25 protein-coding genes are annotated in these 25,561 nt (G+C 68.1%); 19 read left to right on the forward strand and 6 right to left on the reverse strand.

The features are described from left to right. The first annotated feature begins 10 nt into the window (after positions 1-10). Positions 11-2,113 carry a penicillin-binding protein 2 gene (mrdA, locus tag QRD43_RS03120; protein ID WP_285981010.1) on the forward strand — a complete coding sequence of 701 codons (2,103 nt, stop codon included), beginning with the start codon at positions 11-13 and terminating at the stop codon, positions 2,111-2,113. Continuing rightward, complete coding sequence (gene rodA, locus QRD43_RS03125; protein WP_285981011.1) at positions 2,110-3,267, forward strand: rod shape-determining protein RodA; 1,158 nt, start codon at positions 2,110-2,112, stop codon at positions 3,265-3,267. The genes mrdA and rodA overlap by 4 nt, the downstream gene beginning before the upstream one ends. An 11-nt stretch (positions 3,268-3,278) precedes the next feature. Here the strand turns inward: rodA and QRD43_RS03130 are convergent, their stop codons facing one another. Both QRD43_RS03130 and QRD43_RS03135 read right to left on the reverse strand, forming a co-directional pair. Continuing rightward, on the reverse strand, positions 3,279-4,796 hold the full coding sequence (locus QRD43_RS03130) for a sensor histidine kinase (protein WP_285981012.1): 1,518 nt from the start codon (positions 4,794-4,796) through the stop codon (positions 3,279-3,281). 76 nt (positions 4,797-4,872) lie between these two features. Further along, positions 4,873-5,544, reverse strand: coding sequence for a response regulator (locus tag QRD43_RS03135; protein ID WP_183105499.1), 672 nt, complete (start codon positions 5,542-5,544; stop codon positions 4,873-4,875). A 170-nt stretch (positions 5,545-5,714) separates the two neighbouring features. On the opposite strand from QRD43_RS03135, the gene recA reads away from it, so the two are divergent. From recA to QRD43_RS03225, 17 genes are all read left to right on the forward strand, one after another. Continuing rightward, entirely contained in the window at positions 5,715-6,770 is a 1,056-nt protein-coding gene (gene recA / locus QRD43_RS03140) for a recombinase RecA (protein ID WP_285981013.1), read from the forward strand. A gap of 260 nt (positions 6,771-7,030) precedes the next feature. Next, positions 7,031-7,501: a nuclear transport factor 2 family protein gene (locus QRD43_RS03145; protein ID WP_285981014.1), complete on the forward strand. Its 471-nt coding sequence runs from the start codon at positions 7,031-7,033 to the stop codon at positions 7,499-7,501. Positions 7,502-7,578: 77 nt separating this feature from the next. Then, positions 7,579-8,574 (forward strand): regulatory protein RecX, encoded by a 996-nt coding sequence (locus QRD43_RS03155; RefSeq protein ID WP_434063818.1) that lies wholly within the window; start codon positions 7,579-7,581, stop codon positions 8,572-8,574. 223 nt (positions 8,575-8,797) lie between these two features. Beyond that, the gene (locus QRD43_RS03160) at positions 8,798-9,352 is read left to right on the forward strand and encodes a DUF2889 domain-containing protein (RefSeq protein WP_285981015.1); all 555 of its coding nucleotides are present in this window, start codon (positions 8,798-8,800) and stop codon (positions 9,350-9,352) included. Positions 9,353-9,376: 24 nt separating this feature from the next. After that, positions 9,377-10,537, forward strand: coding sequence for an ADP-forming succinate--CoA ligase subunit beta (gene sucC / locus QRD43_RS03165; RefSeq protein ID WP_285981016.1), 1,161 nt, complete (start codon positions 9,377-9,379; stop codon positions 10,535-10,537). 20 nt (positions 10,538-10,557) lie between these two features. After that, a complete protein-coding gene (gene sucD, locus QRD43_RS03170) occupies positions 10,558-11,451 on the forward strand; it encodes a succinate--CoA ligase subunit alpha (RefSeq protein WP_285981017.1) in 894 nt (297 codons plus the stop codon). Between the two features lie 187 nt (positions 11,452-11,638). Beyond that, positions 11,639-12,361, forward strand: coding sequence for a TerC family protein (locus QRD43_RS03175; RefSeq protein WP_285981018.1), 723 nt, complete (start codon positions 11,639-11,641; stop codon positions 12,359-12,361). A 55-nt stretch (positions 12,362-12,416) separates the two neighbouring features. Continuing rightward, positions 12,417-13,148: a TerC family protein gene (locus QRD43_RS03180; RefSeq protein WP_285981019.1), complete on the forward strand. Its 732-nt coding sequence runs from the start codon at positions 12,417-12,419 to the stop codon at positions 13,146-13,148. An 18-nt stretch (positions 13,149-13,166) separates the two neighbouring features. After that, entirely contained in the window at positions 13,167-14,285 is a 1,119-nt protein-coding gene (locus QRD43_RS03185) for a serine/threonine-protein kinase (protein WP_285981020.1), read from the forward strand. Next, the gene (locus tag QRD43_RS03190) at positions 14,282-15,070 is read left to right on the forward strand and encodes a Stp1/IreP family PP2C-type Ser/Thr phosphatase (RefSeq protein ID WP_285981021.1); all 789 of its coding nucleotides are present in this window, start codon (positions 14,282-14,284) and stop codon (positions 15,068-15,070) included. The genes QRD43_RS03185 and QRD43_RS03190 overlap by 4 nt, the downstream gene beginning before the upstream one ends. 79 nt (positions 15,071-15,149) lie before the next feature. After that, the gene (locus QRD43_RS03195) at positions 15,150-15,803 is read left to right on the forward strand and encodes an FHA domain-containing protein (RefSeq protein ID WP_285981022.1); all 654 of its coding nucleotides are present in this window, start codon (positions 15,150-15,152) and stop codon (positions 15,801-15,803) included. Between the two features lie 235 nt (positions 15,804-16,038). Further along, the gene (locus QRD43_RS03200; RefSeq protein ID WP_285981023.1) at positions 16,039-16,815 is read left to right on the forward strand and encodes an MBL fold metallo-hydrolase; all 777 of its coding nucleotides are present in this window, start codon (positions 16,039-16,041) and stop codon (positions 16,813-16,815) included. Between the two features lie 442 nt (positions 16,816-17,257). Continuing rightward, positions 17,258-17,668, forward strand: a complete 411-nt coding sequence (locus tag QRD43_RS03205; protein ID WP_285981024.1) for a pilin — start codon at positions 17,258-17,260, stop codon at positions 17,666-17,668. Between the two features lie 87 nt (positions 17,669-17,755). Beyond that, positions 17,756-18,184: a pilin gene (locus QRD43_RS03210; RefSeq protein ID WP_285981025.1), complete on the forward strand. Its 429-nt coding sequence runs from the start codon at positions 17,756-17,758 to the stop codon at positions 18,182-18,184. A gap of 2 nt (positions 18,185-18,186) precedes the next feature. Continuing rightward, positions 18,187-20,004 carry a hypothetical protein gene (locus QRD43_RS03215; protein ID WP_285981026.1) on the forward strand — a complete coding sequence of 606 codons (1,818 nt, stop codon included), beginning with the start codon at positions 18,187-18,189 and terminating at the stop codon, positions 20,002-20,004. A 50-nt stretch (positions 20,005-20,054) separates the two neighbouring features. Then, entirely contained in the window at positions 20,055-20,912 is an 858-nt protein-coding gene (locus QRD43_RS03220; RefSeq protein ID WP_285981027.1) for a glycosyltransferase family 2 protein, read from the forward strand. A gap of 67 nt (positions 20,913-20,979) precedes the next feature. Further along, entirely contained in the window at positions 20,980-22,137 is a 1,158-nt protein-coding gene (locus QRD43_RS03225; RefSeq protein ID WP_285981028.1) for a DegT/DnrJ/EryC1/StrS family aminotransferase, read from the forward strand. On the opposite strand, the gene QRD43_RS03230 is transcribed toward QRD43_RS03225, so the two are convergent. Genes QRD43_RS03230 through QRD43_RS03245 form a run of 4 tightly spaced genes read right to left on the reverse strand, consistent with a single transcriptional unit; the run spans position 22,106 to position 25,560 of the window. After that, positions 22,106-23,218: a glycosyltransferase gene (locus tag QRD43_RS03230; RefSeq protein ID WP_285981029.1), complete on the reverse strand. Its 1,113-nt coding sequence runs from the start codon at positions 23,216-23,218 to the stop codon at positions 22,106-22,108. The genes QRD43_RS03225 and QRD43_RS03230 overlap by 32 nt on opposite strands. Then, complete coding sequence (locus QRD43_RS03235; RefSeq protein WP_285981030.1) at positions 23,215-23,937, reverse strand: class I SAM-dependent methyltransferase; 723 nt, start codon at positions 23,935-23,937, stop codon at positions 23,215-23,217. Before QRD43_RS03235 ends, QRD43_RS03230 begins: the two co-directional genes overlap by 4 nt. Continuing rightward, complete coding sequence (locus QRD43_RS03240; RefSeq protein ID WP_285981031.1) at positions 23,918-24,808, reverse strand: lysylphosphatidylglycerol synthase domain-containing protein; 891 nt, start codon at positions 24,806-24,808, stop codon at positions 23,918-23,920. The genes QRD43_RS03235 and QRD43_RS03240 overlap by 20 nt, the downstream gene beginning before the upstream one ends. Next, complete coding sequence (locus QRD43_RS03245; protein ID WP_285981032.1) at positions 24,805-25,560, reverse strand: class I SAM-dependent methyltransferase; 756 nt, start codon at positions 25,558-25,560, stop codon at positions 24,805-24,807. The genes QRD43_RS03240 and QRD43_RS03245 overlap by 4 nt, the downstream gene beginning before the upstream one ends. Position 25,561: the final 1 nt, after the last annotated feature.

Below are 25,561 nucleotides of genomic sequence, written 5' to 3' on the forward strand. Positions count from 1 at the left end.
GCCAGCGCCCATGACCCAGCTGCACAACGTCCAACAGGAGCAGTCCCGCTTCCGCGTGCGCGTGCTCGCGGCCGCGGGCTTCGTCCTTTTCTGCTTCGGCCTGCTCGCCGCGCGTCTCGTCTACCTGCAGGTGATGCAGCACGAGACGCTGCTGGAGCGCGCCGAGTCCAACCGCGTCACCGTCGTCCCCATCGTGCCCAACCGCGGCCTGATCGTCGACCGCAACGGCGTGGTGCTGGCCAGCAACTACTCGGCCTACACCCTCGAGATCACGCCTTCCAAGGTGGCGGACCTCGAGGCCACCATCAATGCGCTCGCCGAGGTCGTGGAGATCCAGGGCCGCGACCGCAAGCGCTTCAAGCGCCTGATGGAGGAGAGCAAGAACTTCGAGTCCCTGCCCATCCGCACCAAGCTGACGGACGCCGAGGTGGCGCGCTTCGCCGCCCAGCGCTTCCGTTTCCCCGGCGTGGACATCAAGGCGCGGCTCTTCCGCAGCTACCCGCTGGGCGAGGTCGGCAGCCACCTGATCGGCTACATCGGCCGCATCAACCAGGCCGAGAAGAAGGCCATGGAGGAGTGGGCGGACGAGGACATCGCCAACTACCGCGGCACCGAGTACATCGGCAAGCTGGGCCTGGAGCAGTACTACGAGCGCGAGCTGCACGGGCAGACCGGCTTCGAGCAGATGGAGACCAGCGCCGCCGGCCGTGCCGTGCGTCGCCTGCGCCACCAGCCGCCCACGCCGGGCAACACGCTCAAGCTCTCGATCGACATCCGCCTGCAGGCCCTCGTCGAGGAGCTGTTCAAGGACCGCCGCGGGGCGCTCGTCGCCATCGACCCGCGCAACGGCGAGGTGCTGGCCTTCGTCTCCAAGCCGACCTTCGATCCCAACCTCTTCGTCGACGGCATCGACGCCGACTCCTGGACGGCGCTCAACGAGGACATCGACAAGCCCCTGCTCAACCGCGCCCTGCGCGGCACCTATCCGCCGGGCTCGACCTTCAAGCCCCTGATGGCCATGGCCGCGCTTAACAGCGGCAAGCGTGCCGCGAGCACGGTCATCATGGACAACCTGACCTACAGCTTCGGCGGCCGCACCTTCGGCAGCCCCGAGACCGACCGCCCCGGCCCCAAGGACATGCGCCTGGCCATCGTCAGCTCCTCCAACGTCTACTTCTACAGCCTCGCCAACGAGATGGGCGTGGACCTCATCCATGACCAGCTCGAGCCCTTCGGCCTCGGCCGCAAGACCGGCATCGACTTGGCTGGCGAGGTCACGGGCGACCTGCCCTCGCAGGAGTGGAAGCGCAAGAAGTTCAGGAAGGCCGAGCAGCAGAAGTGGTACGCCGGCGAGACCATCTCGCTGGGCATCGGTCAGGGCTACAACAACTTCACCATGCTGCAGATGGCCACGGCCTACGCCACGCTCTCGACCGGCGGCCAGCGTTTCAAGCCGCGCCTGGTGCGCGAGATCGAGGACGTCGTGCAGCACCAGGGCCGGCGCATCGCCAGCGAATCGCTGGACCCGATTCCGCTCAAGCCCGAGCAGGTGGACGTCATCCGCAATGCCATGAACGGCGTGACGCTGGAGGGCACCTCGCGCCAGGTCTTCATGGGCGCGCCCTACCAGAGCGCCGGCAAGACCGGCACGGCGCAGGCCATCGGCCTGAAGGCGGGCGAGAAGTACAGCAGCATCAAGGCCGACGAGCACAAGCGGGACCACTCGCTCTACGTCGCCTTCGCGCCGGTGGACAAGCCCTCCATCGCGCTGGCTGTGATCGTGGAGAACGCCGGCTGGGGCTCCGGGGCCGCGGCGCCCATCGCGCGTCGCGTCTTCGACTACGCGCTGCTGGGCCAGTACCCCAGCGAGGAAGACATTGCCCAGACCCAGCAGGGCAAGACCATGGCGCCGGTGGGCGCGCCGCGCAAGGCCAGCGAGGTGCCCCTGCCCGGGCAGGGCGTGCTGGTGCCGCTGGCGACGCGGTCGGTGCCGGTGGCCGCGGTGCCGGCATCGGGCGTGCTGCCGGCCTCCGCCCCTGCGGCGGCGGCCTCATCGACCCTGACCCGTGACGCGTCCCGGCCCGCGCTCGCCGCCAGCGGAGCCCGCCCATGAACAACAGCTTCAGCCTGCAGGCCCTGCGCGGCCACATCCGCCCCTGGACCGAGGGCCTGGACTGGGTCGTGCTGCTGGCCGTGGCCTGGCTGATGGGCCTCGGGCTGCTGTGCATGTACTCGGCGGGCTTCGACCACGGCACCCGCTTCGTCGACCACCTGCGCAACGGCCTGCTGAGCCTGGCCCTCATGTTCGCGATGGCCCAGGTGCCGCCGCAGCGCCTCGTCAAGATCGCGGTGCCGCTCTACACCGTCGGCGTGCTGCTGCTGCTGGCCACGGCCGTCTTCGGCGTGACCAAGAAGGGCGCCACGCGCTGGCTGAATGTGGGCATCACGCAGATCCAGCCATCCGAGATTCTCAAGATCGCCATGCCGCTGATGCTGGCGTGGTGGTTCCAGAAGCGCGAGGGCCTGCTGCGGCTGCCCGACTTCGTCGCCGCCTTCGTGCTGCTGGCCGTGCCCGTCGGGCTCATCGCCAAGCAGCCGGACCTCGGGACCTCGCTGCTGGTCCTGGCCGCGGGGCTCTACGTGATCTTCTTCGCCGGCCTGTCCTGGAAGCTGATCCTGCCGGTGCTGGTCGCCGGTGGCATCGGCATCACGGCGCTCGTCATGAGCGAGGAGCAGATCTGCCAGCCCGACGTGACCTGGCCGGTGCTGCGCGAGTACCAGAAGCACCGCGTCTGCACGCTGCTGGACCCCAGCAAGGACCCGCTGGGCAAGGGCTTCCACATCATCCAGGGCGGCATCGCCATCGGCTCGGGCGGGGTGACCGGCAAGGGCTTCATGAGGGGCACGCAGACCCACCTGGAGTTCATCCCCGAGCGCACCACCGACTTCATCTTCGCGGCCTATGGCGAGGAGTTCGGCCTGCTCGGGGCGGCAGCCCTGCTGCTGGGCTTCACCGTGCTCATCCTGCGGGGGCTCGTGATCGCCTTCGAGTCGCCCACGCTCTTCGGCCGCCTGATGGCCGGCGCCGTGACGCTGTCCTTCTTCACCTATGTGTTCGTGAACATGGGCATGGTCAGCGGCATCCTGCCGGTGGTGGGCGTGCCGCTGCCCTTCATTTCCTATGGCGGCACGGCGATGGTGATGCTGGGCCTGAGCCTGGGCATCCTGCTGAGCATCGCCAAGTCCAAGCGCTACAAGCGGCGCTGACGCCGCGGCGTTCAGGCCGCGCCGCCGTCGCTGCCCGGCTCCGGCACGGCGGCCGGGTGAGCATGGAAGCGGATGGTGAAGCGGGCGCCCGGCCCCATGCCGTCGGGCTCCACGAAGCCCGGGCGCCGCGGGCGGGCGTCATCGAGCGTCAGTTCGGCCTCGTGCTGCTGGGCGATCTCGCGCACGATGGCCAGGCCGAGCCCGGAGCCGTCGACATTCGTGCCCAGCGCCCGGTAGAAGGGCTGGAAGACCTGCTCGCGCTCGGCCTCGGCGATGCCCGGTCCGGAGTCCTCCACCTGCAGCACGCAGACCTGCCCGAACGGGTCCTCGACGATGCGCACGGTGATCGTGCCGCCCGGCGGGGTGTAGAGCAGCGCGTTGTCGACCAGGTTGCGGATCAGCTCGCGGATGAGGATGGGATGCCCCAGGATGCGCAGGCTGCTGTGCTCGTCGTCCGGCCCCTCGTAGCCCAGGTCCAGGCGCTTGTCGAGCGCGCGCGGCACGAAGTCCCGCACCGTCTCCATCGCGATCTCGGGCAGGTTGATGTCGGAGCGCCGCGAGGCGTGCTCCTGATCCTCGGCCCGCGCCATCGCGAGCAGCTGGTTGACCATGTGCGCCGCGCGCTGGCTGGACAGCGCGATCTGCTGCAGCGAGCGCCTGAGCTCCTGCGGCGAGCTGCGGCCCTCGTCGATCTCGCGCTGGGCCAGCTCCGCCTGCGTGCGCAGCCCGGCCAGCGGCGTCTTGAGCTGGTGCGCGGCATCGGCCAGGAAATGCTTCTGCGTGCTCAGCGACTGGTCCAGGCGCTGCAGCAGGTCGTTGATGGCGTGCACCAGCGGGGCCACCTCGTCGGGGATGCGGCGCTCGTCGATGGGGCTGAGGTCCGAGCTGTCCCGCGAGCGGATCCGGCGCTGCAGCTCGTTGAGCGGCGCGATGCCGCGCGCCAGCGCGAGCCACACCAGCAGCACGGCCAGCGGCAGGATCACGAACTGCGGCAGGATCACGCCCTTGATGATCTCGTTGGTGAGCCGCGAGCGTTTGCCCAGCGTCTCGGCGACCTGCACCAGCATCTGCCCCTTGGCATTGCCCTCGGGGGTCACCCACAGATAGGCCACGCGCACGCTCTCGTTGCTGACCTCGTCGTCCCGGAAGCGCAGCTCCCAGGGCACGACGGCCTCGTCGGGATTGGGGGCCGGCAGCTCCTTGTCGCCGCTCAGGAACTCGCCCCGCGGGCCCAGCACGAGGTAGTAGACGGTGTCGGACTCGTCGGCCCGCAGCAGGGCGGCCGCCTCGGGCGAGAGGGCGTAGCGGGAACGTGCCGCGGCCGCTGCCGGATTGCGCGGCTCCGCGGCCGCCTGCAGGCCCAGCGAACGGGCCATCTCGCCCAGCTCGCGGTCGTAGGGCTTGCTGGCGATGCCCTGGGCCACCAGCCAGGTCAGCGCGACGCTGATCGGCCAGATGACCAGCAGCGGCGCGAGCATCCAGTCGAGGATCTCGCCGAACAGGGAGCGTTGACCGCTGTCAGCAGCCATCGTCGGCGGTCCTTTGCGAAGGAGGCGGGACCTCGCCTCGGGCGGGGTTCAGCGGCCGGGCGGGGCGGCGGCGCATTCAGCCGGGGATCTTTTCCAGGCAGTAGCCCAGGCCCCGCACGGTGGCGATGCGGATCGGGCCCTGCTCGATCTTCTTGCGCAGCCGGTGGATGTAGACCTCGATGGCGTTGTTGCTGACCTCTTCGCCCCACTCGCACAGGCGCTCCACCAGCTGGTCCTTGCTGACAAGCCGGCCGGCGCGCTGCAGCAGCACCTCCAGCAACGAAAGCTCGCGGGCGGACAGCTCCACCATCTGCTCGTTGATGTAGGCCACGCGGCCGGTGGCATCGAAGGACAGCGGGCCGTGCTTGATGATGCTGGAGGCCGTGCCCAGGCCGCGACGGGTGAGGGCGCGCACGCGGGCCTCGAGTTCCTGCAGCGAGAAGGGCTTGGCCATGTAGTCGTCGGCGCCGAGGTCCAGGCCCTTGACGCGCTGCTCGACGCTGTCGGCCGCGGTGAGGATCAGCACCGGCATCGTGGCGCCGCGGGCCCGAAGCTTGCGCAGCACCTCCAGCCCGTGCAGGCGCGGCAGGCCGAGGTCCAGGATCACCAGGTCGAACTCATGCGAGGCGAGGGCGGCGTCGGCCTCGGTGCCGGTCGAGACCTGGTCGACCGCATAGCCGCTGGAGCGCAGGGCGCGCAGCAGGCCGTCAGCCAGCACTTGGTCATCTTCCGCAATCAGGATGCGCATCGGTGTCTCCTTGGCCTTTGTCGCCCGGGAGGCGTGGGCGGCAGCTTTCCCCCATTCTAGGGACTGGAATCGTTCTCAGGCTCCTGCCAACTCGTGTCAGCAGGCACTGGATGAACTACTGTACAAACATACAGATTCGGCCATAATGCAGGCACTCACAGGAGCAATCAATGGACGCCCCCGCTAAGTCTGCAAACCTCGCCGCCAACCCCGAAAAAGCCAAGGCCCTGCAGGCCGCCCTCGCCCAGATCGAAAAGCAGTTTGGCAAGGGCTCCATCATGCGCCTCGGCGAGGGCGAGAAGATCGAGGACATCCAGGTCGTCTCCACCGGCTCCCTGGGCCTGGACATCGCCCTGGGCGTCGGCGGCCTGCCGCGCGGCCGCGTGATCGAGATCTACGGCCCGGAATCCTCCGGCAAGACCACCCTGACCCTGCAGGTCATCGCCGAGATGCAGAAGCTCAGCGGCGTCTGCGCCTTCATTGACGCCGAGCACGCCCTGGATGTGCAGTACGCCCAGAAGCTCGGCGTGAACCTGCAGGACCTCCTGATCAGCCAGCCGGACACCGGCGAGCAGGCACTGGAAATCGTGGATGCCCTGGTGCGCTCGGGCTCCGTGGACCTCATCATCATCGACTCGGTGGCCGCCCTGACGCCCAAGGCCGAGTTGGAAGGCGAGATGGGCGACGCCCTGCCCGGTCTGCAGGCCCGCCTGATGAGCCAGGCCCTGCGCAAGCTGACCGCCACCATCAAGAAGACGAACTGCACGGTCGTCTTCATCAACCAGATCCGCATGAAGATCGGCGTGATGTTCGGCTCGCCCGAAACCACCACCGGGGGCAATGCGCTCAAGTTCTACGCCTCGGTGCGCCTCGACATCCGCCGCATCGGCTCCATCAAGAAGGGCGAGGAAGTCATCGGCTCCGAGACCAAGGTCAAGGTGGTCAAGAACAAGGTCTCGCCCCCCTTCAAGACGGCCGAGTTCGACATCCTCTATGGTGAAGGCATCAGCCGCGAGGGCGAGATCATCGACATGGGCGTGGCCGCCAAGGTCGTGGACAAGTCCGGCGCCTGGTACGCCTACAGCGGCGAGAAGATTGGCCAGGGCAAGGACAACGCCCGCGAGTTCCTGCGCGAGAACCCGGACCTCGCCATCGAAATCGAGAACAAGATCCGCGAATCGCTGGGCATTCCGCTGATCGGTGCAGAGGCGGGCGCGGCCGATTAAGTCTCGGCATCCGCGGTCGCCGGGCCGAGTTCACCCGGCCTGTGTTCATCAAGGGGAATCTCGCCTCGCGAGCCCATTCCCGCTACCCGGTGCAGCGGCCGCCGCCTCGTGGAAGCCAGGTCGGGCGGTCGCTGCAGTCCTTCAACGCTTCCATGGCACGATGAAGCGGCATGGTCACGCAAAGCCCGTCTGACGAGGTCTCGACACCCTCGTCCCCCGCCCGACGCCCCTCACCGCCGACTGACGCTGAGGCGCGAGCGATGGTGCAGCGCTTCTGGGCGCTCTACCAGGCGCGACGCTGGACCGACGCCCTGGCACTGCTGGCGCCGCACGCCGAGTGTCTCTGGTGGGCCACGCTGGAGCGCTTTCGAGGGAACGAGGCCATCGTTCACGTGAACGCCGTGTACCCGGAAGGCTGGACCCTCCACCTGCTGGACCTGCAGACGCTGATGGATGGGCGTGTGCTGAGCCTCGTGCGTGTGGAGCAGGATGGCAGCAACTTCTACGCCCATAGCTATTTCCATGTCCGTGACGGCCTGATCCAGCAGATTGACGAGTATTGGTCGGACCAGCAGCCGGCCCCGGCCTGGCGTTGCGATCCGCTGGCGCCGTTGCCGGGTCGAGTCGCCATGCCCGCTGACCGGCGCCAGGGCCTGCCGCTGCTGCCTCCCGCGAGCTCTGCGCCCGCCGAGGCGCTGGCGCGCCCTCGGCACCCCGATGACATCGGCTGAGGCCCTGCCGGCCGACGACGTGCTGAGCTCGGGCACGCCCCTTCGCTGGCTCGGCCGTCGAACTCACTGAACCGCCCATGGCCCGCCGATCATCCCCTCTGAGCCTGAAGGCCCGCGCCATCGCGCTGCTGGCCCAGCGCGAGCACAGCGTGGCCGAGCTGCGGCGCAAGCTGATGCGTCTCGCGGAACTCCAGGAACTTCAGGCCTGGGTCGAGGCGCACGAGGTGCCACCGGGCCCAGGGCGCCCGCAGTCGGCGGGTCCCGCGCATCCTGCCGCCGAAGCGCCCCCGACCGGCGCGCTCCTGGCTGGTCGCGGGAGTGCCGCCGAGGGTTTGGGTGTGGCATCGCGTCCCGCCGCCGACGGCGTGGGCAGCTTTGACCTGGACGAAGACTGGGCCGACGGCGAGCTCGAGTCCTTCCTGGCGGACTGGGCTGACGAGACGGGGGCGGAGGCGATCGCGGAACAGCGGCGTTCTCACGTGGGCGCCTGCCCGGATGACGACAGCCACCAGGGGCCGGCGGCCGCCTCCCTGGGCCGGACTTGCCTTGATGACGCATCCGGTGCCGCAGCGAGCCGCACCGCGCAGACCCGCCGCGGCCGGCTCGCTCCAGAGCACCCACGCCCTGCGGTGCCGGGCGCTCGCCCCCCTGCCAGCGCGGCCGCGCGCCGGCCGCGCCCTGCGCCCAGCGCGGAGGCCTGGGCGGCCGTCCGGGACGACGAGCGCCTGCAGGCGCGGGTTGAAGCGGTCGAGCAGCTGCTCCTCTGGTTGCAGGAGCGGGGCTATCTGAGCGAGGCGCGCCTCGTGGAGTCCCGCATCAACGCGCGGGCGTCCCGCTACGGGAACCGGCGCATCCAGCAGGAGCTCCGCCAGCTGGGTGTGGCGCCGGACGAGGAGCAGCAGGCCCGCCTCAAGGACAGTGAACTGGAGCGCGCGCGCGAGGTCTGGCGTCGCAAGTTCGGGGGCGAGCCGCCGCTGGATGCGGCGAGCCGTGCCAAGCAGATGCGCTTTCTTGCCGCGCGGGGCTTTTCGTCCGACGTCGTGCGCCGGGTGTTGCGCGCGGAAGACGATTGAACCGCCTTGAACGGTGCCCTGATGCCGCGGCGCCGGCCCGGTCAGTGCACCAGGATGAGGCACCGCGACAGCCTCGTGACAGGCTTGGTGCAGCGCAACATGCTACATTGGCGCCCTGCGCAAGCGCGCCCGCCGGCCTGACGAGGCCTGCGGGCCGTTTTTTGCGCCTTTGCACTGCCCCTGCACCATGTCGTCCTTGTCTCCCAGCCCCGAGCGTCAACTGATGCATCGCCGCGCCATCGCGGTGCAGGTGTATTCGCGCGCCGACGGCCTGTTCGAGGTCGAGGCGGAACTGCAGGACAGCAAGACGCGTGACATCCCCTTGGCCGGTGGCATCCGGCGTGCCGGCGAGCCGGTGCACGACATGCTGCTGTGGCTGGTGGTCGACCGCCACCTGGACATCCTGGCCGCCAGCTCCAGCACCCGCTGGATGCCCTATCCCGGCCAGTGCGACCAGCACGGCGACGCCTACCGGCAACTGGTGGGCCTGAACCTGATGACGGGCTTCCGGGCCGCGGTCAAGCAGCGGCTCGCCGGCGTCAAGGGCTGCACCCACCTCACGGAACTCTGCCAGCATCTCCCGACCGCGGTGATCCAGGCCTTCGCGGGCGTGGTGCTGGATGTCCGCGAAGGTGCGGAAGATGGCACGCCACCCTTCCAGATCGACCGCTGCCATGCACTTCGCAGCGACGGTGCGGTGGTGCAAACTCATTACCCTCGCTGGTATCGCGGCGCGGCGGTGACCCCGCCTGCCGCCGGTAACGGCAACCTTTCCTGACTATCCATCAAGCGAGACCTCCCCATGAAGATTCACGAGTACCAGGGCAAGGAAATCCTGCGCCAGTTCGGCGTGCCGGTGCCGCGCGGCATTCCCGCGTTCACGGTGCAAGAAGCCGTTGAAGCGGCCCAGAAGCTGGGCGGTCCGGTCTGGGTGGTCAAGGCCCAGATCCACGCCGGTGGCCGTGGCAAGGGCGGTGGCGTGAAGGTCGCCAAGACCCTGGACGATGTGAAGGCCCTGTCCGAGAAGATCCTGGGCATGCAGCTGGTCACGCACCAGACCGGTCCGGAAGGCCAGAAGGTCCGCCGCCTGTACATCGAGGACGGCGCCGACATCAAGAATGAGCTGTACGTCTCGCTGGTCACGGACCGCGGCACGCAGAAGGTCGCCTTCATCGCTTCGAGCGAAGGCGGCATGGACATCGAGGAAGTCGCCCACTCGACCCCCGAGAAGATCATCACCGAGATGATCGACCCGCTGACCGGCCTGACCGAAGCGCAAAGCCGCAAGATCGCCGCGGCCATCGGCCTGACCGGCGGCTCGGTCGACCAGGCGGTCGACATCTTCGCCAAGCTCTACAAGTGCTACATGGAGACCGACGCGTCGCTGGTGGAGATCAACCCGCTGAACTGCGACTCCAAGGGCAACCTGATGGCCCTGGACGCCAAGTTCAACTTCGACGCCAACGCCCTGTTCCGTCACCCCGAGATCGTGGCCTACCGCGATCTGGACGAGGAAGATCCCGCTGAAGTCGAGGCCTCCAAGTTCGACCTGGCCTACATCTCCCTGGACGGCAACATCGGCTGCCTGGTGAACGGCGCCGGCCTCGCCATGGCCACCATGGACACCATCAAGCTGTTCGGCGGCGAGCCGGCCAACTTCCTGGACGTCGGCGGTGGCGCCACGGCCGAGAAGGTGACCGAGGCCTTCAAGATCATGCTGAAGAACAAGTCCGTCAAGGGCATCCTGGTCAACATCTTCGGCGGCATCATGAAGTGCGACACCATCGCCGAGGGCGTGATCACCGCCTGCAAGGCCGTGAACCTGTCCGTGCCGCTGGTCGTCCGCATGAAGGGCACCAACGAAGAACTGGGCAAGAAGATGCTGGCCGAATCCGGCCTGCCCATCATCGCCGCCGACTCGATGGCCGAAGCGGCCACCAAGATCGTCGCTGCCGTCAAGTAAGCCCAGCAAGGAATAGAACCATGAGCATCTACATCAACAAGGACACCAAGGTCATCACCCAGGGCATCACGGGCAAGACCGGTCAATTCCACACCCTGGGCTGCCAGGCCTACGCGAACGGCAAGAACGCCTTCGTCGCTGGCGTGAACCCCAAGAAGGCGGGCGAGAAGTTCTCGGACATCCCCATCTACGCCACCGTCAAGGAAGCCGCTGGCCAGACCGGCGCCACCGTGTCCGTGATCTACGTGCCGCCCGCTGGCGCTGCTGCCGCCATCTGGGAAGCCGTCGAAGCCGACCTGGACCTGGCCATCTGCATCACGGAAGGCATCCCCGTCCGTGACATGCTGGAAGTGCGCAACAAGATGAAGGCCAAGGAAGCTGCCGGCGGCAAGAAGACGCTGCTGCTGGGCCCGAACTGCCCCGGCCTGATCACCCCGGACGAGATCAAGATCGGCATCATGCCCGGTCACATCCACCGCAAGGGCCGCATTGGCGTGGTCTCGCGCTCCGGCACGCTGACCTATGAAGCCGTGGCTCAGCTGAGCGAACTGGGCATCGGCCAGTCCTCCGCCGTCGGCATCGGTGGCGACCCGATCAACGGCCTGAAGCACATCGACGTGATGCAAGCCTTCAACGACGATCCGGACACCGACGCCGTGATCATGATCGGCGAGATCGGCGGCCCGGACGAGGCCGAAGCTGCCCGCTGGTGCAAGGCCAACATGAAGAAGCCCATCGTCGGCTTCATCGCGGGTGTCACCGCCCCTCCGGGCAAGCGCATGGGCCACGCCGGCGCGCTGATCTCCGGCGGTGCCGACACGGCCGACGCCAAGCTGGCCATCATGGAAGAGTGCGGTTTCAAGGTGACCCGCAACCCGTCCGAGATGGGCCGCATCCTGAAGTCGCTGCTGTAATCCCAGCCGCTTCCTGCGAGAAAGCCGCCCTCGGGCGGCTTTTTTTGTCGTCGCTGCCTGCGTAGTTGCACGAAGCCGGCGAAAGTGGCGCTGCGGCGACACTGCAGGCTGCCTGCGCGGCGGCCGTCCGCCACGACAATCTGCCCAGCCTTCCCGCAGGCCTGCCGCCTGCTCCTGGAGTTCCCCGATGGACCTGACCTCTGCCGCCTTCTGGATCGCCCTGCTCAAGATCATCTGGGTGAACATCCTGCTGTCCGGCGACAACGCCGTGGTGATCGCCCTTGCGGCGCGCAACCTGCCGGCCCATCAGCAGAAGAAGGCCATCTTCGCCGGCAGCGGCGCCGCCATCGTGCTGCGGGTGGTGCTGACGCTCTTTGCCGTCAGCCTGCTGCAGTTTCCCTACCTCAAGCTCGTCGGTTCGCTGCTGCTGCTGTGGATCGGCGTGCAGCTGCTGGCCGGTGACGACGAGGGCGACGACGTGAAGGCGGGCAGCAGCCTGATGGCCGCGGTGCGCACCATCCTGGTCGCGGACCTCGTGATGAGCCTGGACAACGTCATCGCCGTGGCCGCTGCCGCCAACAGCGCGCCGGAGCAGGCCCGGACCCTGCTGCTGATCCTGGGCCTGGGCCTGTCGATCCCCTTGATCATCTTCGGCAGCACGCTGCTGCTGAAGCTGATGCAGAACTATCCCTTCATCATCACGCTGGGCGCTGCCCTGCTCGGCTTTGTCGCCGGCGAGATGGCGGTGACGGACCTTGCCATCCACGACTGGTTCGAGGCTCACATGCACGGCCTGGACTACGCTGTGAGCATCACCTGCGCCGTGGGCGTCGTGGCGGTGGGCACGGCCCTGGCGCGTCGTGCGCGGCGTGCCGGCCTCGATGAAGCAGAGGATGGCGCCGGCTCCTGATCGCCCCGCTGGCGGCCCGAACCACTAAGATCACTCCCTAGTACCTGACGCACGCATGGATTCCTTCCTGACCCCCGATTTCTGGCTGGCCGTGGCCCAGATCATCATGATCGACATCCTCCTTGGGGGGGACAACGCCGTGGTGATCGCCCTGGCCTGTCGCAAGCTGCCGGACGCGCAGCGCCGCCAGGGCATTCTGTGGGGCACCGTCGGGGCCATCCTGCTGCGCGTGGTGCTGATCTTCTTCGCCCTGACCCTGCTGCAGATTCCCTATCTGAAGATCGCCGGTGCCGCGCTGCTGCTGTGGATCGGCATCAAGCTGATGCTGCCCGAGGATGAAGGCGGGCACGAGATCCAGGCCAGCGACCGCCTCTGGGCGGCCGTCAAGACCGTCATCGTGGCGGACTTCGTGATGAGTCTGGACAACGTCATCGCGATTGCCGGTGCCGCCGAGTCGGCGGGTGAGGGCAACGAGATGGTGCTCGTCGTGCTGGGCCTGCTGGTGTCGATCCCCATCATCGTGTGGGGCAGCCAGCTGGTCATCAAGCTCATGGATCGCTTCCCGCTCGTGATCACCCTCGGCGCCATGCTGCTGGGCTGGATCGCCGGCAGCATGGCCATTGACGACCCCGCGCTGCTGCAGGTCCTGCCCCATGAGGTGCCCAGCAAGCCGGGCGCGACGCCTTCCGTGCCGGCCTGGATGCAGTACCTCAGCGGTGCCGTTGGCGCCGTGCTGGTTCTGGTCAGCGGGAAGTGGCTGGCACATCGCCGCGCCGCGACGGCCTGACCCCCGAGAGAGCCTGCCTTGAACCAGCCCAGCTTCTTCCAGCGTTGGTTCGGCAGCCGCAAGCCGCAGGGGGTGGACTCGCCCGAGGCGCTGGCAGCATCCTCGCCGACCGTGGGCCGGCTCCCCGCTGCCGGCGTGCCGGCTGCGGTGGCCTCGGCCGCGCTGCCTGCACCGTCCCCGGAGTTCAGCGCCCGGTTCGAGCTCGGCGACGAAATCGGCCGCGGGGCCATGGCCATCGTCTACAAGGCCACGGATCGCCGCAGCGGCCAGCAGCTGGCGGTCAAGCGCCTGGCCCTGCAACGCGAGTTCTCCCAGGAGGACCTGGCCGACGTCCGCGCCCGCTTCATGCGCGAGGCGCGGGCTGCCTCCCACCTGCACCATCCGGACATCCTGCGGGTCCTGGATGCAGGCGAGGCGGATGGCGACACCTGGATCGCCATGGAGTACGTGCTGGGCCGCGATCTCAGTCACTTCACCCGGCCCGCGGAGCTGCTGCCGGTGGCCGAGGTGCTGGCCCTCGTGGCGCGGCTGGCGCGTGCCCTGCACTACGCCCACAGCCACGGCGTCGTGCACCGGGACATCAAGCCGGCGAACATCATGCTGGACCGCGTCAGCCACAGCGTGAAGCTGATGGACTTCGGCATCGCGCGCATTGCCGATGGCAGCCGCACACGGACGGGCCTGGTGCTCGGCACGCCTTCATTCATGTCGCCGGAGCAGCTGGCGGGTCTGCATGTGGACGGCCGCAGCGACCTCTATTCACTGGGCGTTCTCCTCTTCCAGCTGCTCACGGGGCATCTGCCGCACCAGGCGGAGTCCATGGCCAAGCTGATGTACCGCATCGCCAACGAAGTGCCGCCGGACGTGCGCAACTTCCGGCCGGATCTCCCCGAGGCGCTGGCCCTGGTGCTGGCGCTGGCCCTCGAGAAGCGCCCGGAGCTGCGTTACCCGAACGGCGAGCAGTTCGCGCAGGATCTCGAAGCCGTCCTGCAGGCGCTGCCCCACGAGCCCGCGCCGCCCCTGCAGGCGTCGGAAACCCCGCCTGGTACCGAGGCATTCGCACAAACACTGCGCCTCAGTGGCCAGGATCCGGTGCAGAATGCCGCCTCCCAGCCACCGAAAGATTCCCAAGCATGAGTCTGGAGTTCTTCAGCGCGACCGATGTCGGCCGAGCCCGTGACAACAACGAGGACTCCGTCGCCGTGGACGAAGCGGCCCAGCTGGCCGTGCTGGCGGACGGCATGGGGGGTTACAACGCGGGCGAAGTCGCCAGCCAGATGCTCACGAGCTTCATCAAGTCCGAGCTGGGGCGCTGGCTGCGCGAAGGCGGGGCCGCCGCGCCGGTCCCGGACGTCAAGCGTGCCATGGACATCTGCGTGGACAACGCCAACCGCGCCATCTTCAACGCCGCCAACACCAACCCCCGGTACGCCGGCATGGGCACCACGCTCGTGCTGTCGGTGTTCCGCGGGGAGACCCTGCTGCTGGGCCATGTGGGGGACTCCCGGGCCTACCGCCTGCGCGGCGGCCAGCTGACCCAGCTCACCCGCGACCACTCCCTGCTCCAGGAGCAGCTCGATGCCGGCCTGCTGACCCCGGAGGAGGCGGTGTTCTCCAGCAACAAGAATTTGGTGACCCGTGCTGTCGGCGTCGAGGACACGGTGCTGCTGGAACTGCATGAGCACGAAGTCCAGCCCGGCGACCTCTTCCTGATGTGCTCCGACGGCCTCTCCGACATGCTGGATGACGCTGCCCTGGCACAGTTGCTGCTTCGCAATGCCTCGTTGTCCGAAACGACCCTGTCCCTCATTGACGCGGCCAATGACATGGGCGGCAAGGATAATATTGCGATCGTCCTGGCTCGGGCCGAGGGGCGCTCCAAAGCGGGCGCTCGGCCATGGTGGCCTTTCGGACGCAAGTGAGTGACTGCTTACCCGGCAGCAGGCATTTGAGACAATGCAGCAGGCTCCGGCCTGGAAGCAAATAGATTTGAGGTCAACAATGGGCAAGCTGGTGGTTTCGCTCGACGGCGTGGTGATCAAGGAAGTCCAGGTCACCAAGGACAAGACCACGCTCGGTCGTCGCCCCTACAACGACATCGTCATCGACAACCTGGCGGTCAGCGGCGAGCATGCCGTGCTGCAGATGGTCGGGGCGGATGTCTTCATCGAGGACCTCAACTCCACCAACGGCACCTACATCAACGGCAAGGCCATCAAGAAGCAATTGCTGGCCAACAACGATGTGGTGGAGGTCGGCAAGTACAAGATCCGGTATCTGGTCGAGGAAAACGCCGACTACGAGAAGACCATGATCCTGAAGCCGGGGGCGACGTCGCCGACCGGCTTCGGCCTGCCCTCCGGCTTCGGCAGCATGCCGACGGCCGCGAACACCAACCCGGCCTCCATCAAGGTGCTCAACGGCGCGGCGGCGGGCCGCGAGGTGAGCCTGACCAAGGTCGTCACCACCGTGGGCAAGCCGGGGGTGCAGGTGGCTTCCATCACCAAGCGCCCCAGCGGCTATGTGCTGGCCCACGTGGAAGGGCATGCCCGCCCGACCATCAACGGCGGCCCCCTCGTGGGCGAATCCATCGCCCTCAAGAGCGGCGATGTGATCGAGCTGGCCGGCACCCAGATGCAGTTCCTGCAGGCCTGAGCGGCGCTGCCGGCAGGCGCGGGCCCGTGAGTCAGGCCTGGCCGACGGGTGGCCGTGCAGGAGTTCACGGCCCTGTCGACTGCAATCGTCACCCGTCCATTTAGCCGGCTGAATCGGGACTTCGGCGCTACCCAGGCTCGAACCCCCGGCGTACATTGCCAGCACCCGATCCCGCACTGAAGCCGGCCTAGACCGCCGAGGCGGGATCCCCGCGTGCCCCTGCCTTGAGTCCTCCATGAACATCCGCGTCCTGGGCTGTTCCGGCGCCATTGCCGCCGGCTACAAGACCACCGCCTTCCTGCTCGATGACGACGTCCTGATCGACGCAGGCACCGGCGTGGGCGACCTGGAACTGGCGGCCCTGGCCCGGATCGACCACATTCTGGTCAGTCATTCCCATCTCGACCACGTCCTGGGCATTCCCCTGTTGGCGGACTCCGTGATGCGTCTGCGGATGCAGGCGGGCCGCCCGCCCATCCAGGTGCATGCCCTGCCCGAGACGCTCGAGGCGCTGCGCCAGCACCTCTTCAACGGGGTCATCTGGCCCGACTTCACCCGGCTGCCGGACCCGGAACGCCCGGCCCTGCAGCTGCGGCCGCTGGCCATCGGCGAGCGACGCACCTTTGGTCGCCGCACGGTCGAAGTGCTGAGCGCTTCCCACACCGTCCCGGCCTGCGGCTTTGCCGTCGACGGCGGCGAGGCGGGGCACTGGGTCTTCACCGGTGACACCGGCCCGAACCCCGCCCTGTGGGCACGGCTGGCCCAGATCAAAGTGGCCCAACTCGTCATTGAGACCGCGTTCGGCGACGATGAGTGCGAATTGGCGCGTATTTCACAGCATTTGTGCCCACGTTCGCTGGCGCTTGAGCTGCGCCAGCTGTCTCAGCCGGCCGAGGTGTTCATCACCCATATCAAGCCGGGCGAGATCGAGCCGGTCATGCAGGCCATCCATGCACTGGATGAGCGCCACCGCGTCACGGCCCTGTACGCCGGGCAGCTGATGCAGCTGTGAGCCGGTGCTCGTCGCCCTCCGGCGACCGGCCGGCCTCGCCGGCCTTCCTTTTCCCGACAGACCTCCGCCCGACAAACTCCCGCCCGACAGACGCTCGATGGCCGCCCACCGGGTGTCCTGATCGGGTGTCGCGCATGTCCGGCGGGCGCGTTTCCTGGAGTCGCGCGGCGAAGGCCTGACCGCCGCGCTGCGAGGCTGAGCGCTCGCCGGGGCGGGTGGGGTCTGGAGACGTTGCTTACCTTCTGCAACGTCTGGCGCTGACGATTTTTGTCAGCGATCGGGCGACTCGACCAATCGCGCCAACTGGACTGACAAAATTGGTCAGTTCAAGGGCTAACGAGCGTGACATTTCCCCGCTGAACCGCACAATGGCTGGCTGGCACGACCCCTGCATCCAGGGGGGCTGTCCCAACCCCTCTTTCATTGCTCGTAGGAGTTTTATATGAAGCGCGTCCAACAAGGTTTCACCCTGATCGAACTGATGATCGTCGTGGCGATCATCGGCATTCTGGCTGCCGTCGCTCTGCCGGCTTACCAGGACTACATGGCCAAGTCGCAAGTGACCGCCGGCCTGGCTGAAATCACCCCGGGCAAGACCCAGTTCGAAGTCCGCGTCAACGAAGCCAAGTCCATCACTGGCGCCGCTGACATCGGCCTGCAAGCCACCACGACCCGTTGCAACGTCACCACGACGTACACCCCGGCCACCGGCGCCGGCACGATCGTCTGCGGCGTGAAGGGCAACCCCAAGGTCAACGGCACCACCGTGACCCTGACCCGTTCCACCGCTGGCGCCTGGACCTGCTCCACCCCCGCCGCGCTGAACGCCAAGTACAAGCCCAACGGCTGCTGATCCACTGCTTTCGCAGTAGGATGACGAAGCCCCGGCATGTCCGGGGCTTTTTTTATAGACGTGACAGTGTTCTGGCAGGAGGTGACCATGCGCGAACAACGAGGATTCACCCTGATCGAGCTGATGATCGTCGTGGCCATTCTCGGGATCCTGGCCGCCATCGCGTTCCCGGTCTACCAGGACTACGCCGGCAAGGCTGCCGTGAGTGCGGGCATGTCCGACATCCGGCCCGGCATCCAGAACTACGAGATCCTGCTCAACGAGCATCGGCCTGACACCGACTTCGTGCCGGCCAACCTGGGACTGCAGGGCGTGACCCCCAACTGCTCTGACATTGCTGTCGTCGCTCCCGAATCGACCGGCAACGCCGATCCCGCCATCACCTGCACGATCAAGGGCACGCCGGGCGTCACCGGCAAGAAGATCCTGTACAGCCGCAACTCCAGCGGTGTCTGGGCCTGCAAGTCTGACGCCGAAGCCAGGTTCTACAAGCCCGCTGGGTGCGCATCGCTCTGAACATGAAACGCTCCTACTGGGCTCTGCTGCTGAGCCTGTGCTGTCTCGTGTCCCTCGCGGTCCTGTGGCCCGGCCGCACCGCCGAATTCCTCTTTGACGACCATCCGAACATTGTCGACAACGCCAAGGTGCACCTGTCGGAGTTCAGCTGGTCGGCCGTGAAGCGCGCCACCTTCAGCTACGAACCTGGCCATGGATCGCGGCCGCTGGCCATGCTCAGCTTCGCCCTGGACCACCTGCGCGCCGGCCTGGATGCAACGGCCTTCAGGGACACCAATCTGCTGCTGCATGGGCTGACCGTCCTGGCGGTGGCGGCGATGGTCCGCCGGCTGCTGCTGGTGGCCCAATGGGCGCCGCGGCGCGCGGAGGTGGTGGCGCTCGTCGTCGCGTTCGCGTGGGGCGCGCACCCGCTGCAGGTGTCGTCCGTGCTGTACGTGGTGCAGCGAATGCAGACGTTAGGCACCTTCTTCGTGGTGCTGGGCCTGTGGTCCTACCTGAATGCCCGATCGGCCCAGATCGATGGCCGGCCCAGCCTGCGCTACTGGATCTTCGCAGCAGCGAGCGGCGTGCTCGGGCTGCTGTGCAAGGAGGATGTGCTCCTGCTGCCCGGCTACACCTGGATCCTGGAGTTGACGGTGCTTCAGTTCCGGGCCAGCGATCCCGCGGTGGCGGCGCGCTGGCGCCGGGGCTATCAGCTGCTGGTGGGCCTGGGTGCCGCGGCCTTCCTGCTGCTCGTCGTCCCCCGCTACTGGACCTCCGAGCCCTACGCCTGGCGCAATTTCTCGAGCCTCGAACGGCTGCTGACCGAAGCGCGCATCCTGGTCATGTACCTGGGGCAGATGCTGTGGCCGCTGCCGCAGAGCATGCCGTTCTACTACGACCAGCTGGAGCCGTCGCGCGGTCTGCTGAGTCCTCCCACGACGCTGCTGTCGTTGCTGCTGCTGGCGGCTCTGCTGGGCCTGGCGTGGGCCCTGCGGGCGCGCCGGCCCGTGTTCGCGGCCGGGGTGATGCTCTTCTTCATGGGCCACTTCCTCACGAGCAATGTGCTCAATCTCGAGCTGGCCTTCGAGCACCGCAACCACTTCCCTCTGATCGGCTTCCTGCTGGCGCTGGCGGACGGGGCCTGCCTCCTGGCGGACCGCCTCAAGCCGTCCCGTGGCGTGGCCGCCATCCTGGTCGCTGCGCTGATGGCCACGCTGTGCACGCTGACGTACATCCGGGCCAGCATCTGGGGATCGTCGTTCCAGTTCGCGCTTCAGGGGCCGGACTGGGCGCCCCAGTCCGGGCGGGCCTGGCAGCTGCTGTGCAAGACCTACTACCTGCGCAGCGGAGGGGAGACGGACCATCCCATGTTCAGCCTGGCCGTGAACAGCTGCCAGAAGGCCGCCGATCTGCACGACGAGCTGATTGCGCTGGCGGACCTGATCACGCTCAAGACCATGCAGGGGGCGAAGCCCGACGCCGACTGGGAGACTCTGGTGCACCGGATCGAGCATGCCAGCTTCTCTCCGGAGGGCCGGGATGTGCTCTGGATCATGATCGGCAACGCCAGCAAGGGGGTGGACCTGGACTCCCACCAGCTGGTGCGGGTGGCTATGGCCTATGCCGCACGGTTCGACCTCACCGGTGTCGAGCTGGCCAATCTGGCGAACTACATCCTCTATCAGTCGAAGGAGCCGGAGAAGGCCTACGACTACTACCTGAAGGCCTTGCGGCGGGTTCCTGCGGGCGACCCGATGATCGAGGCCGTGCTGCGCGATCTTGCCGATCACGGCATGAAAGAATGGGCGGATCGCCTGCGCAAGGACCTGGCAGGCTGACGCCGCCCGGGCAGGCTGCCCCATGATGTACCGGATGCCTTGTGAGCCCCATGATGACCCGCCTCAGTGTCGTATTGCCCGCCAAGAATGAAGCTGCCGCCGTCGGCGCGACCGTCGCCCGGCTGCGCGCGCTGCTGCCCGAGGCCGAGGTGGTGGTCGTGAACGACGGTTCCTCGGACGCCACGGCGGTGGTCGCCACGGAGGCCGGGGCCCGGGTGGTCAGCCACCCCTACAGCAAGGGCAACGGCGCCGCGATCAAGACGGGCGCCCGCGCGGCCGGCGGCGACGTGATCGTGTTCATGGATGCCGACGGTCAGCACGACCCGGCGGACATCCCCCGTCTCCTGGCGCTCATCGAAGCCGGGCATGACCTCGTCGTGGGGGCCCGCCAGAAGGGCTCGCAGGCCAGCGTGGGCCGCGGGCTGGCGAACGGCTTCTACAACCGCCTGGCCAGCTGGATGACCGGCCATCGGGTGGAGGACCTCACCTCCGGCTTCCGGGCCGTGCGCGCCGACAAGTTCCGCGAGTTCCTCTACCTGCTGCCCAATGGCTTCTCCTACCCGACCACGAGCACCATGGCCTTCTTCCGGGCCGGCTACTCGGTGGCCTACGTGCCCATCCACGCGGCACGCCGCATCGGGCAGAGCCACATCCGTCTGCTGCGCGACGGGACGCGCTTCCTGCTGATCATCTTCAAGATCGGCACGCTGTTCTCGCCGCTGAAGATCTTCGCGCCCATCGCGCTGGTGCTGTTCTCGCTGGCCTCGTTCTGGTACGGCTGGACGTGGGTGCACACCGGCCGGTTCACCAACATGAGCGCGCTGCTGTACACGGGCAGCGTGATGGTGTTTCTGATGGGGCTGATCTCCGAGCAGATCACCGCGCTGATGTACCGCGGGCGCGACTGAATGCCGCCAGGCATCGCCGCCCCGGATGACCCCCACCCTTGACCGCTGACACGACAGGGCCCTGATCATGGATGCCAAGAAGTTCCTCGTTTTCGGTTCTCCCGCCATCGGCGAGGACGAGATCACCGAGCTCAATGCCTGCCTGCAATCCGGCTGGCTGGGCACCGGTCCGCGCGTCGCGCAGTTCGAGCAGGACTTCGCCCGCTACAAGGGCGTGCCGGCCTCCCAGGTGGCCGCCGTCAACTCCTGCACGGCGGCCCTGCACGTCAGCATGGTCGCGGCCCGGCTGCCACCCGGCGCGGAAGTCATCACGACGCCGCTGACCTTCTGCGCCACGGTGAACGCCATCATCCACGCGGGTCTCACGCCGGTGCTGGCCGACGTGGATCCGGTGACGATGAACATCGACCCGGCGGCCATCGAGGCGGCCATCACGCCGCGCACCGCGGCCATCCTGCCGGTCCACTTCGCCGGGCGCTCCTGTGACATGGACCCCATCCTCGCGATCGCCCGCAAGCACCAGCTCGTGGTCATCGAGGACTGCGCCCACGCGATCGAGACCGAGTACCACGGCCGCAAGGCCGGCACGCATGGCGACTTCGGCTGCTTCAGCTTCTACGTGACCAAGAACGTGGTGACGGGCGAGGGCGGCATGATCCTGGGCGGGAATGCCGAGCAGATCGCGCGTGCCAAGGTCCTGGCCCTGCACGGGATGAGCAAGGACGCCTGGCATCGCTTCGGCGACAAGGGCTACCGCCACTACCAGGTCGTCGAGTGCGGCTTCAAGTACAACATGATGGACATGCAGGCCGCGCTGGGCATCCACCAGCTGGCGCGCGTCGATGTCAGCTGGGAGCGCCGGCAGGTGGTCTGGGACCGCTACATGCAGGCCTTCGCGGACCTGCCGATCGGCCTGCCTGCGGCGCCCGAGCCGGACACGCGGCACGGCTACCACCTCTTCACGATCCTGGTCGATGCGGCGCGATGCCGGCTGTCCCGCGACGAGTTCCTGGATGCCATGAACGGTGCCGGGATCGGCACCGGCGTCCACTACCTCTCCATCCCCGAGCATCCGTACTACCAGGACCGCTTCGGATGGCGCCCGGAGCAGTGGCCGCATGCCATGGCCATCGGCCGCCAGACGGTCAGCCTGCCGCTGTCGGCCAAGCTGAGCGACGAGGACGTGGAGCGCATCATCGCGACGGTGCGCGAGCTCCTGGGCTGAGCTGATCCAGGACCGTCTGCGCACTGCGGGCCATGCGGTCCGGGTCGCGCAGCCGCTGCGCCGTGCGGTCCGCCCGCGCGACGGCGCCGGCATAGTCTCGCCGCAGATCGGCCACGCACGCCGCCAGCCCGCGGATGTCGCCGGGCGCATACAGGCCGCAGCGAGGCCCCTCGGGGCCGCGGGTCAGCGCGCGGTACATGGGCAGGTCGGCGGTCACCACGGGAATGCCGGCGGTCATGGCCTCCAGCAGGGAGGTCGGCACGAACACCGCGTGGTTGACGTGGTAGGGGAAGACGAAGGCATCGAAGGCGCTGAAGACCTCGCCCGCATCCACGCTCTGCATCAGATGCACGGTCAGCCGCGGGCAGTGCTGCGCGACCAGCGCCTGCAGGCGAGCCCGCATGCCGGCGTCACGCAGGAAGGGGATGGCCACCGTGAGCTCGAAGCCGTCGCCGGCGATGGCGTCGCCGGCCTGCAGCAGGTCCATCAGGCCCCGCTCATGCAGGACGCCGTGCAGCGCGTCCTCGGTGGGGTGCTGGTAGCCGCACAGGAACAGCAGCCGGCGCGGCGTGTCCTGCAAGACCCGCCAGGGCTGGATCCGGCGCGAGATGGCCAGCTCCACCGCCGTGATGCGACCCTGCGCGGCGCCGACGGCCAGACAGGGGGCGAAGTGGCGGTCGATGTGGTCGAGCGACAGGCCGGCGCAGCTGTAGAACAGGGGCACGGTGGGAACGCCGTGCAGACGCCCGATCGCCGCCGCCGCGCGCAGGAGGAGCTCGTTGGCCCAGCGGCGCGCGCCGGTGAAGGTGCCGTAGGGGAAGACGATCACGCCGTCCGGGCGCTGAGGGCTGGCGCAGCGCTGGCGCAGCTGGCGCAGGCACTGGAGGATGGCCCGCATCCCGCCGGCCTCGCGGTCGCCCTTGAGAACCTCCACCTGCAGCCCCGACGCGCGCAGCTGTGCCGCTAGGTCCGTCACGTAGAGCTTGCGGCCCTCGGTCAGCGGCTCCCAGACGCCCGGTGCCAGCAGCACGACGCGCACCAGGTCCTGCGCCGTGCCTGGCGTCTTGCCGACGGCGCTCAAGGCTTGCGCGCAGCCATCAGGAACTGCTCCGAGAGCTGCGGCAGGCGCTTGCCCAGCCACACGGCCATGCCGACCTGCCATCGAAGCGGCAGCCACAGCAGCGGCAGCATCAGGAAGTTGCCCAGGCCGCGGGTGGCCACGGGGCGCAGCCCCAGGTCCTCCAGGGTCTTGCGGGCGAACGCGAGGTCCACCCGGTAGTCGTTCTCCGGGCGCTTGCGGGCGAGGTAGCGGTAGAGGGCGATCGGCAGCCAGAACAGCCGGCGGGCGTCGGAGCTGTAGAAGTCCACGACCAGCAGCCCGCCCGGACGCAGCACGCGTGCCATCTCCGCGATGAACGCGGCCTGCCGATCGGGTTCGAACAGATGCAGGAAGCGAGCGCTGGCCACGATGTCGAAGGCGTGGTCGGGATAGGGCAGCCGGGAGGCGTCCCCGACGGCGTAGGTGATCCGGCTGTCGTGGGCGTGGCGCTTGCGGGATTCCTCCAGCATGCCGGGCGTCAGGTCGATGGCCACCACCTGCTGCCCGAACTTGGCCAGTGCCGGCAGCAGCTGCCCGGTGCCCGAGGCCACGTCCAGCACCTGCTGTGCGGGCTCGAGGACTTCGTCCAGAGTCTTCAGATGGGCGGCGCGGAAGAGCCGGCCGTACGGGGAGCCGTAGCGGGTGGCCTCGTAGCCCGTGGCTTCCTGGGTGTAGAAGCTTCTATGGTCGTTCTTTTCCACTGCCAATGTCCTTCAGCTTGCGCAGGATCCCGACGAGGCCCGTGCCGATGCCCAGCCGGATGCCCGCGGGGATGCCCAGCATGACCGCCATGGCGATGTTGAGCGCGCGATTGAGTGTGATGATGGTGATGATGTCACCGATGGGCACGCCGGCCGCGCCGAGCAGCGCCAGCAGGCTGGCGTCGTAGCCCAGCAGGCCCATCGGAAGGCCGGAGATGATGCCTGCGAAGGTGGCCACCAGACCCGCCGAGCCGCCGGCGAGGGCCCACTTCATCTGGCCGGTGACCAGCAGCACGAGCAGCGCATGCCGCAGCCAGTAGAGGCTCACGTCGAGCAGCAAGATGGCGCCGGCCCATGACATGCGACGCCAGGGATCACGGAACAGCGCCAGCGCCTGGCTCCATTGAGCACTGCCGCCCGAGGCCCACTTGCGCCGGACGCCGAGCCCGACGACCACCGTCAGCATCACGCCCGCGCCGACCCAGACATACACCGGCGGCTGCCACTGGAAGGCGCCGAGCCAGACGCAGACGATGGCCGCCAGGACCCACACCGCCAGCGAGATCAGGCCGTCGACAGCCAGCACCGTGCCGATGAACCGGACGTTCATCGCGGCGAGCCGGTTCAGCAGGCCCATGCGCAGCGGCAGACCGATCTTGAACGGGAAGATGTAGGTGGCCACCGTGGTGCAGAACAGGATGTCGCGCACCCGGCCCGCCTGTGCCGGGCCCTGCGTGCGGTCCAGGTAGGCGAGCCTCCAGCGGACGGGCTCCATGACGAAGTGCAGCAGGACGGCACCGCAGACGGCCCCGAACAGGGCCAGGCGGACCAGCCATTCGAGCGCCACGGGCAGGGTGTCGTAGAACGTCATCGCCGCCTCGCGATCACCCAGCGATGCAGGGCATGCGCCGCGTAGCCCGCCTCCTGGCAGTCGCGGCGGCTCGTGGCCTGCAGCAGCGATTGCATCCATGGGCGCTCCCCCGTGGCGAATCCCGGCACCAGCAGCAGGGCCGAGAGCCAGCTGTTGCCGCCCTTGTGAAGCACTTCGAAGCCGGCCTTGTCGATGAGGCCGACATAGCCTTCGCGCGCAAAGCCCGAGCCGCCCGTGGGTGTGGCGGCGCGGCCGCCGCGCAGCCGCGCGATCAGGCGGTTGATCTCGTCACCGGGATCGACGAGGAGCATCAGCGCGCCGGGCTTGGTGATGCGGTGCATCTCGGCGAGCACGGTCGCCGCCTGATGCCCGGCGTACATGAGGCTGGTGATGGCCATGAGCCCGTCGAACCGGGCCGTCGGGAACGGCATCTGCGCCATGTCGGCGCAGACGCATCGCCCGCCCGCGTCCTGGTACAGACGGCAATAGTTGCTGGACAGGTCCATGCCCACGACCTGCACATCCGGCCGCGCCTTCAGCAGGATCCGCGAGTTGCGCCCGTAGCCGCAGCCGACGTCGAGCACCTGGGCGCCCGGCGCCAGCCCCGGGGCCAGGCGTGTGGCGATCAGCCAGGAGTGCCACTGGTCGATGGCGCCATTGGCACTGGCGGACAGGCCTCGGAACAGGACGCCCGTCAGCTGATCGCCGTACGCGGCCGAGCGGTCTTCCCAGGTGGAGCGGGTATCGGACATG

It is taken from the genome of Roseateles subflavus (assembly GCF_030285365.1).
GTDB lineage: Bacteria > Pseudomonadota > Gammaproteobacteria > Burkholderiales > Burkholderiaceae_C > Roseateles_B > Roseateles_B subflavus.

Bases quoted from the DNA above. Each gene is read 5' to 3' on its own strand.
- sucD (WP_285981017.1), top strand. From the start codon at position 10,558: ATGAGCATCTACATCAACAAGGACACCAAGGTCATCACCCAGGGCATC.
- QRD43_RS03245 (WP_285981032.1), bottom strand. From the start codon at position 25,560: ATGTCCGATACCCGCTCCACCTGGGAAGACCGCTCGGCCGCGTACGGC.
- sucC (WP_285981016.1), top strand. From the start codon at position 9,377: ATGAAGATTCACGAGTACCAGGGCAAGGAAATCCTGCGCCAGTTCGGC.
- QRD43_RS03195 (WP_285981022.1), top strand. From the start codon at position 15,150: ATGGGCAAGCTGGTGGTTTCGCTCGACGGCGTGGTGATCAAGGAAGTC.
- QRD43_RS03200 (WP_285981023.1), top strand. From the start codon at position 16,039: ATGAACATCCGCGTCCTGGGCTGTTCCGGCGCCATTGCCGCCGGCTAC.
- QRD43_RS03130 (WP_285981012.1), bottom strand. From the start codon at position 4,796: ATGGCTGCTGACAGCGGTCAACGCTCCCTGTTCGGCGAGATCCTCGAC.
- QRD43_RS03205 (WP_285981024.1), top strand. From the start codon at position 17,258: ATGAAGCGCGTCCAACAAGGTTTCACCCTGATCGAACTGATGATCGTC.
- QRD43_RS03190 (WP_285981021.1), top strand. From the start codon at position 14,282: ATGAGTCTGGAGTTCTTCAGCGCGACCGATGTCGGCCGAGCCCGTGAC.
- mrdA (WP_285981010.1), top strand. From the start codon at position 11: ATGACCCAGCTGCACAACGTCCAACAGGAGCAGTCCCGCTTCCGCGTG.
- QRD43_RS03240 (WP_285981031.1), bottom strand. From the start codon at position 24,808: ATGACGTTCTACGACACCCTGCCCGTGGCGCTCGAATGGCTGGTCCGC.
- QRD43_RS03135 (WP_183105499.1), bottom strand. From the start codon at position 5,544: ATGCGCATCCTGATTGCGGAAGATGACCAAGTGCTGGCTGACGGCCTG.
- QRD43_RS03225 (WP_285981028.1), top strand. From the start codon at position 20,980: ATGGATGCCAAGAAGTTCCTCGTTTTCGGTTCTCCCGCCATCGGCGAG.
- QRD43_RS03160 (WP_285981015.1), top strand. From the start codon at position 8,798: ATGCATCGCCGCGCCATCGCGGTGCAGGTGTATTCGCGCGCCGACGGC.
- recA (WP_285981013.1), top strand. From the start codon at position 5,715: ATGGACGCCCCCGCTAAGTCTGCAAACCTCGCCGCCAACCCCGAAAAA.
- QRD43_RS03220 (WP_285981027.1), top strand. From the start codon at position 20,055: ATGATGACCCGCCTCAGTGTCGTATTGCCCGCCAAGAATGAAGCTGCC.
- QRD43_RS03215 (WP_285981026.1), top strand. From the start codon at position 18,187: ATGAAACGCTCCTACTGGGCTCTGCTGCTGAGCCTGTGCTGTCTCGTG.
- QRD43_RS03145 (WP_285981014.1), top strand. From the start codon at position 7,031: ATGGTGCAGCGCTTCTGGGCGCTCTACCAGGCGCGACGCTGGACCGAC.
- QRD43_RS03210 (WP_285981025.1), top strand. From the start codon at position 17,756: ATGCGCGAACAACGAGGATTCACCCTGATCGAGCTGATGATCGTCGTG.
- rodA (WP_285981011.1), top strand. From the start codon at position 2,110: ATGAACAACAGCTTCAGCCTGCAGGCCCTGCGCGGCCACATCCGCCCC.
- QRD43_RS03155 (WP_434063818.1), top strand. From the start codon at position 7,579: ATGGCCCGCCGATCATCCCCTCTGAGCCTGAAGGCCCGCGCCATCGCG.
- QRD43_RS03180 (WP_285981019.1), top strand. From the start codon at position 12,417: ATGGATTCCTTCCTGACCCCCGATTTCTGGCTGGCCGTGGCCCAGATC.
- QRD43_RS03175 (WP_285981018.1), top strand. From the start codon at position 11,639: ATGGACCTGACCTCTGCCGCCTTCTGGATCGCCCTGCTCAAGATCATC.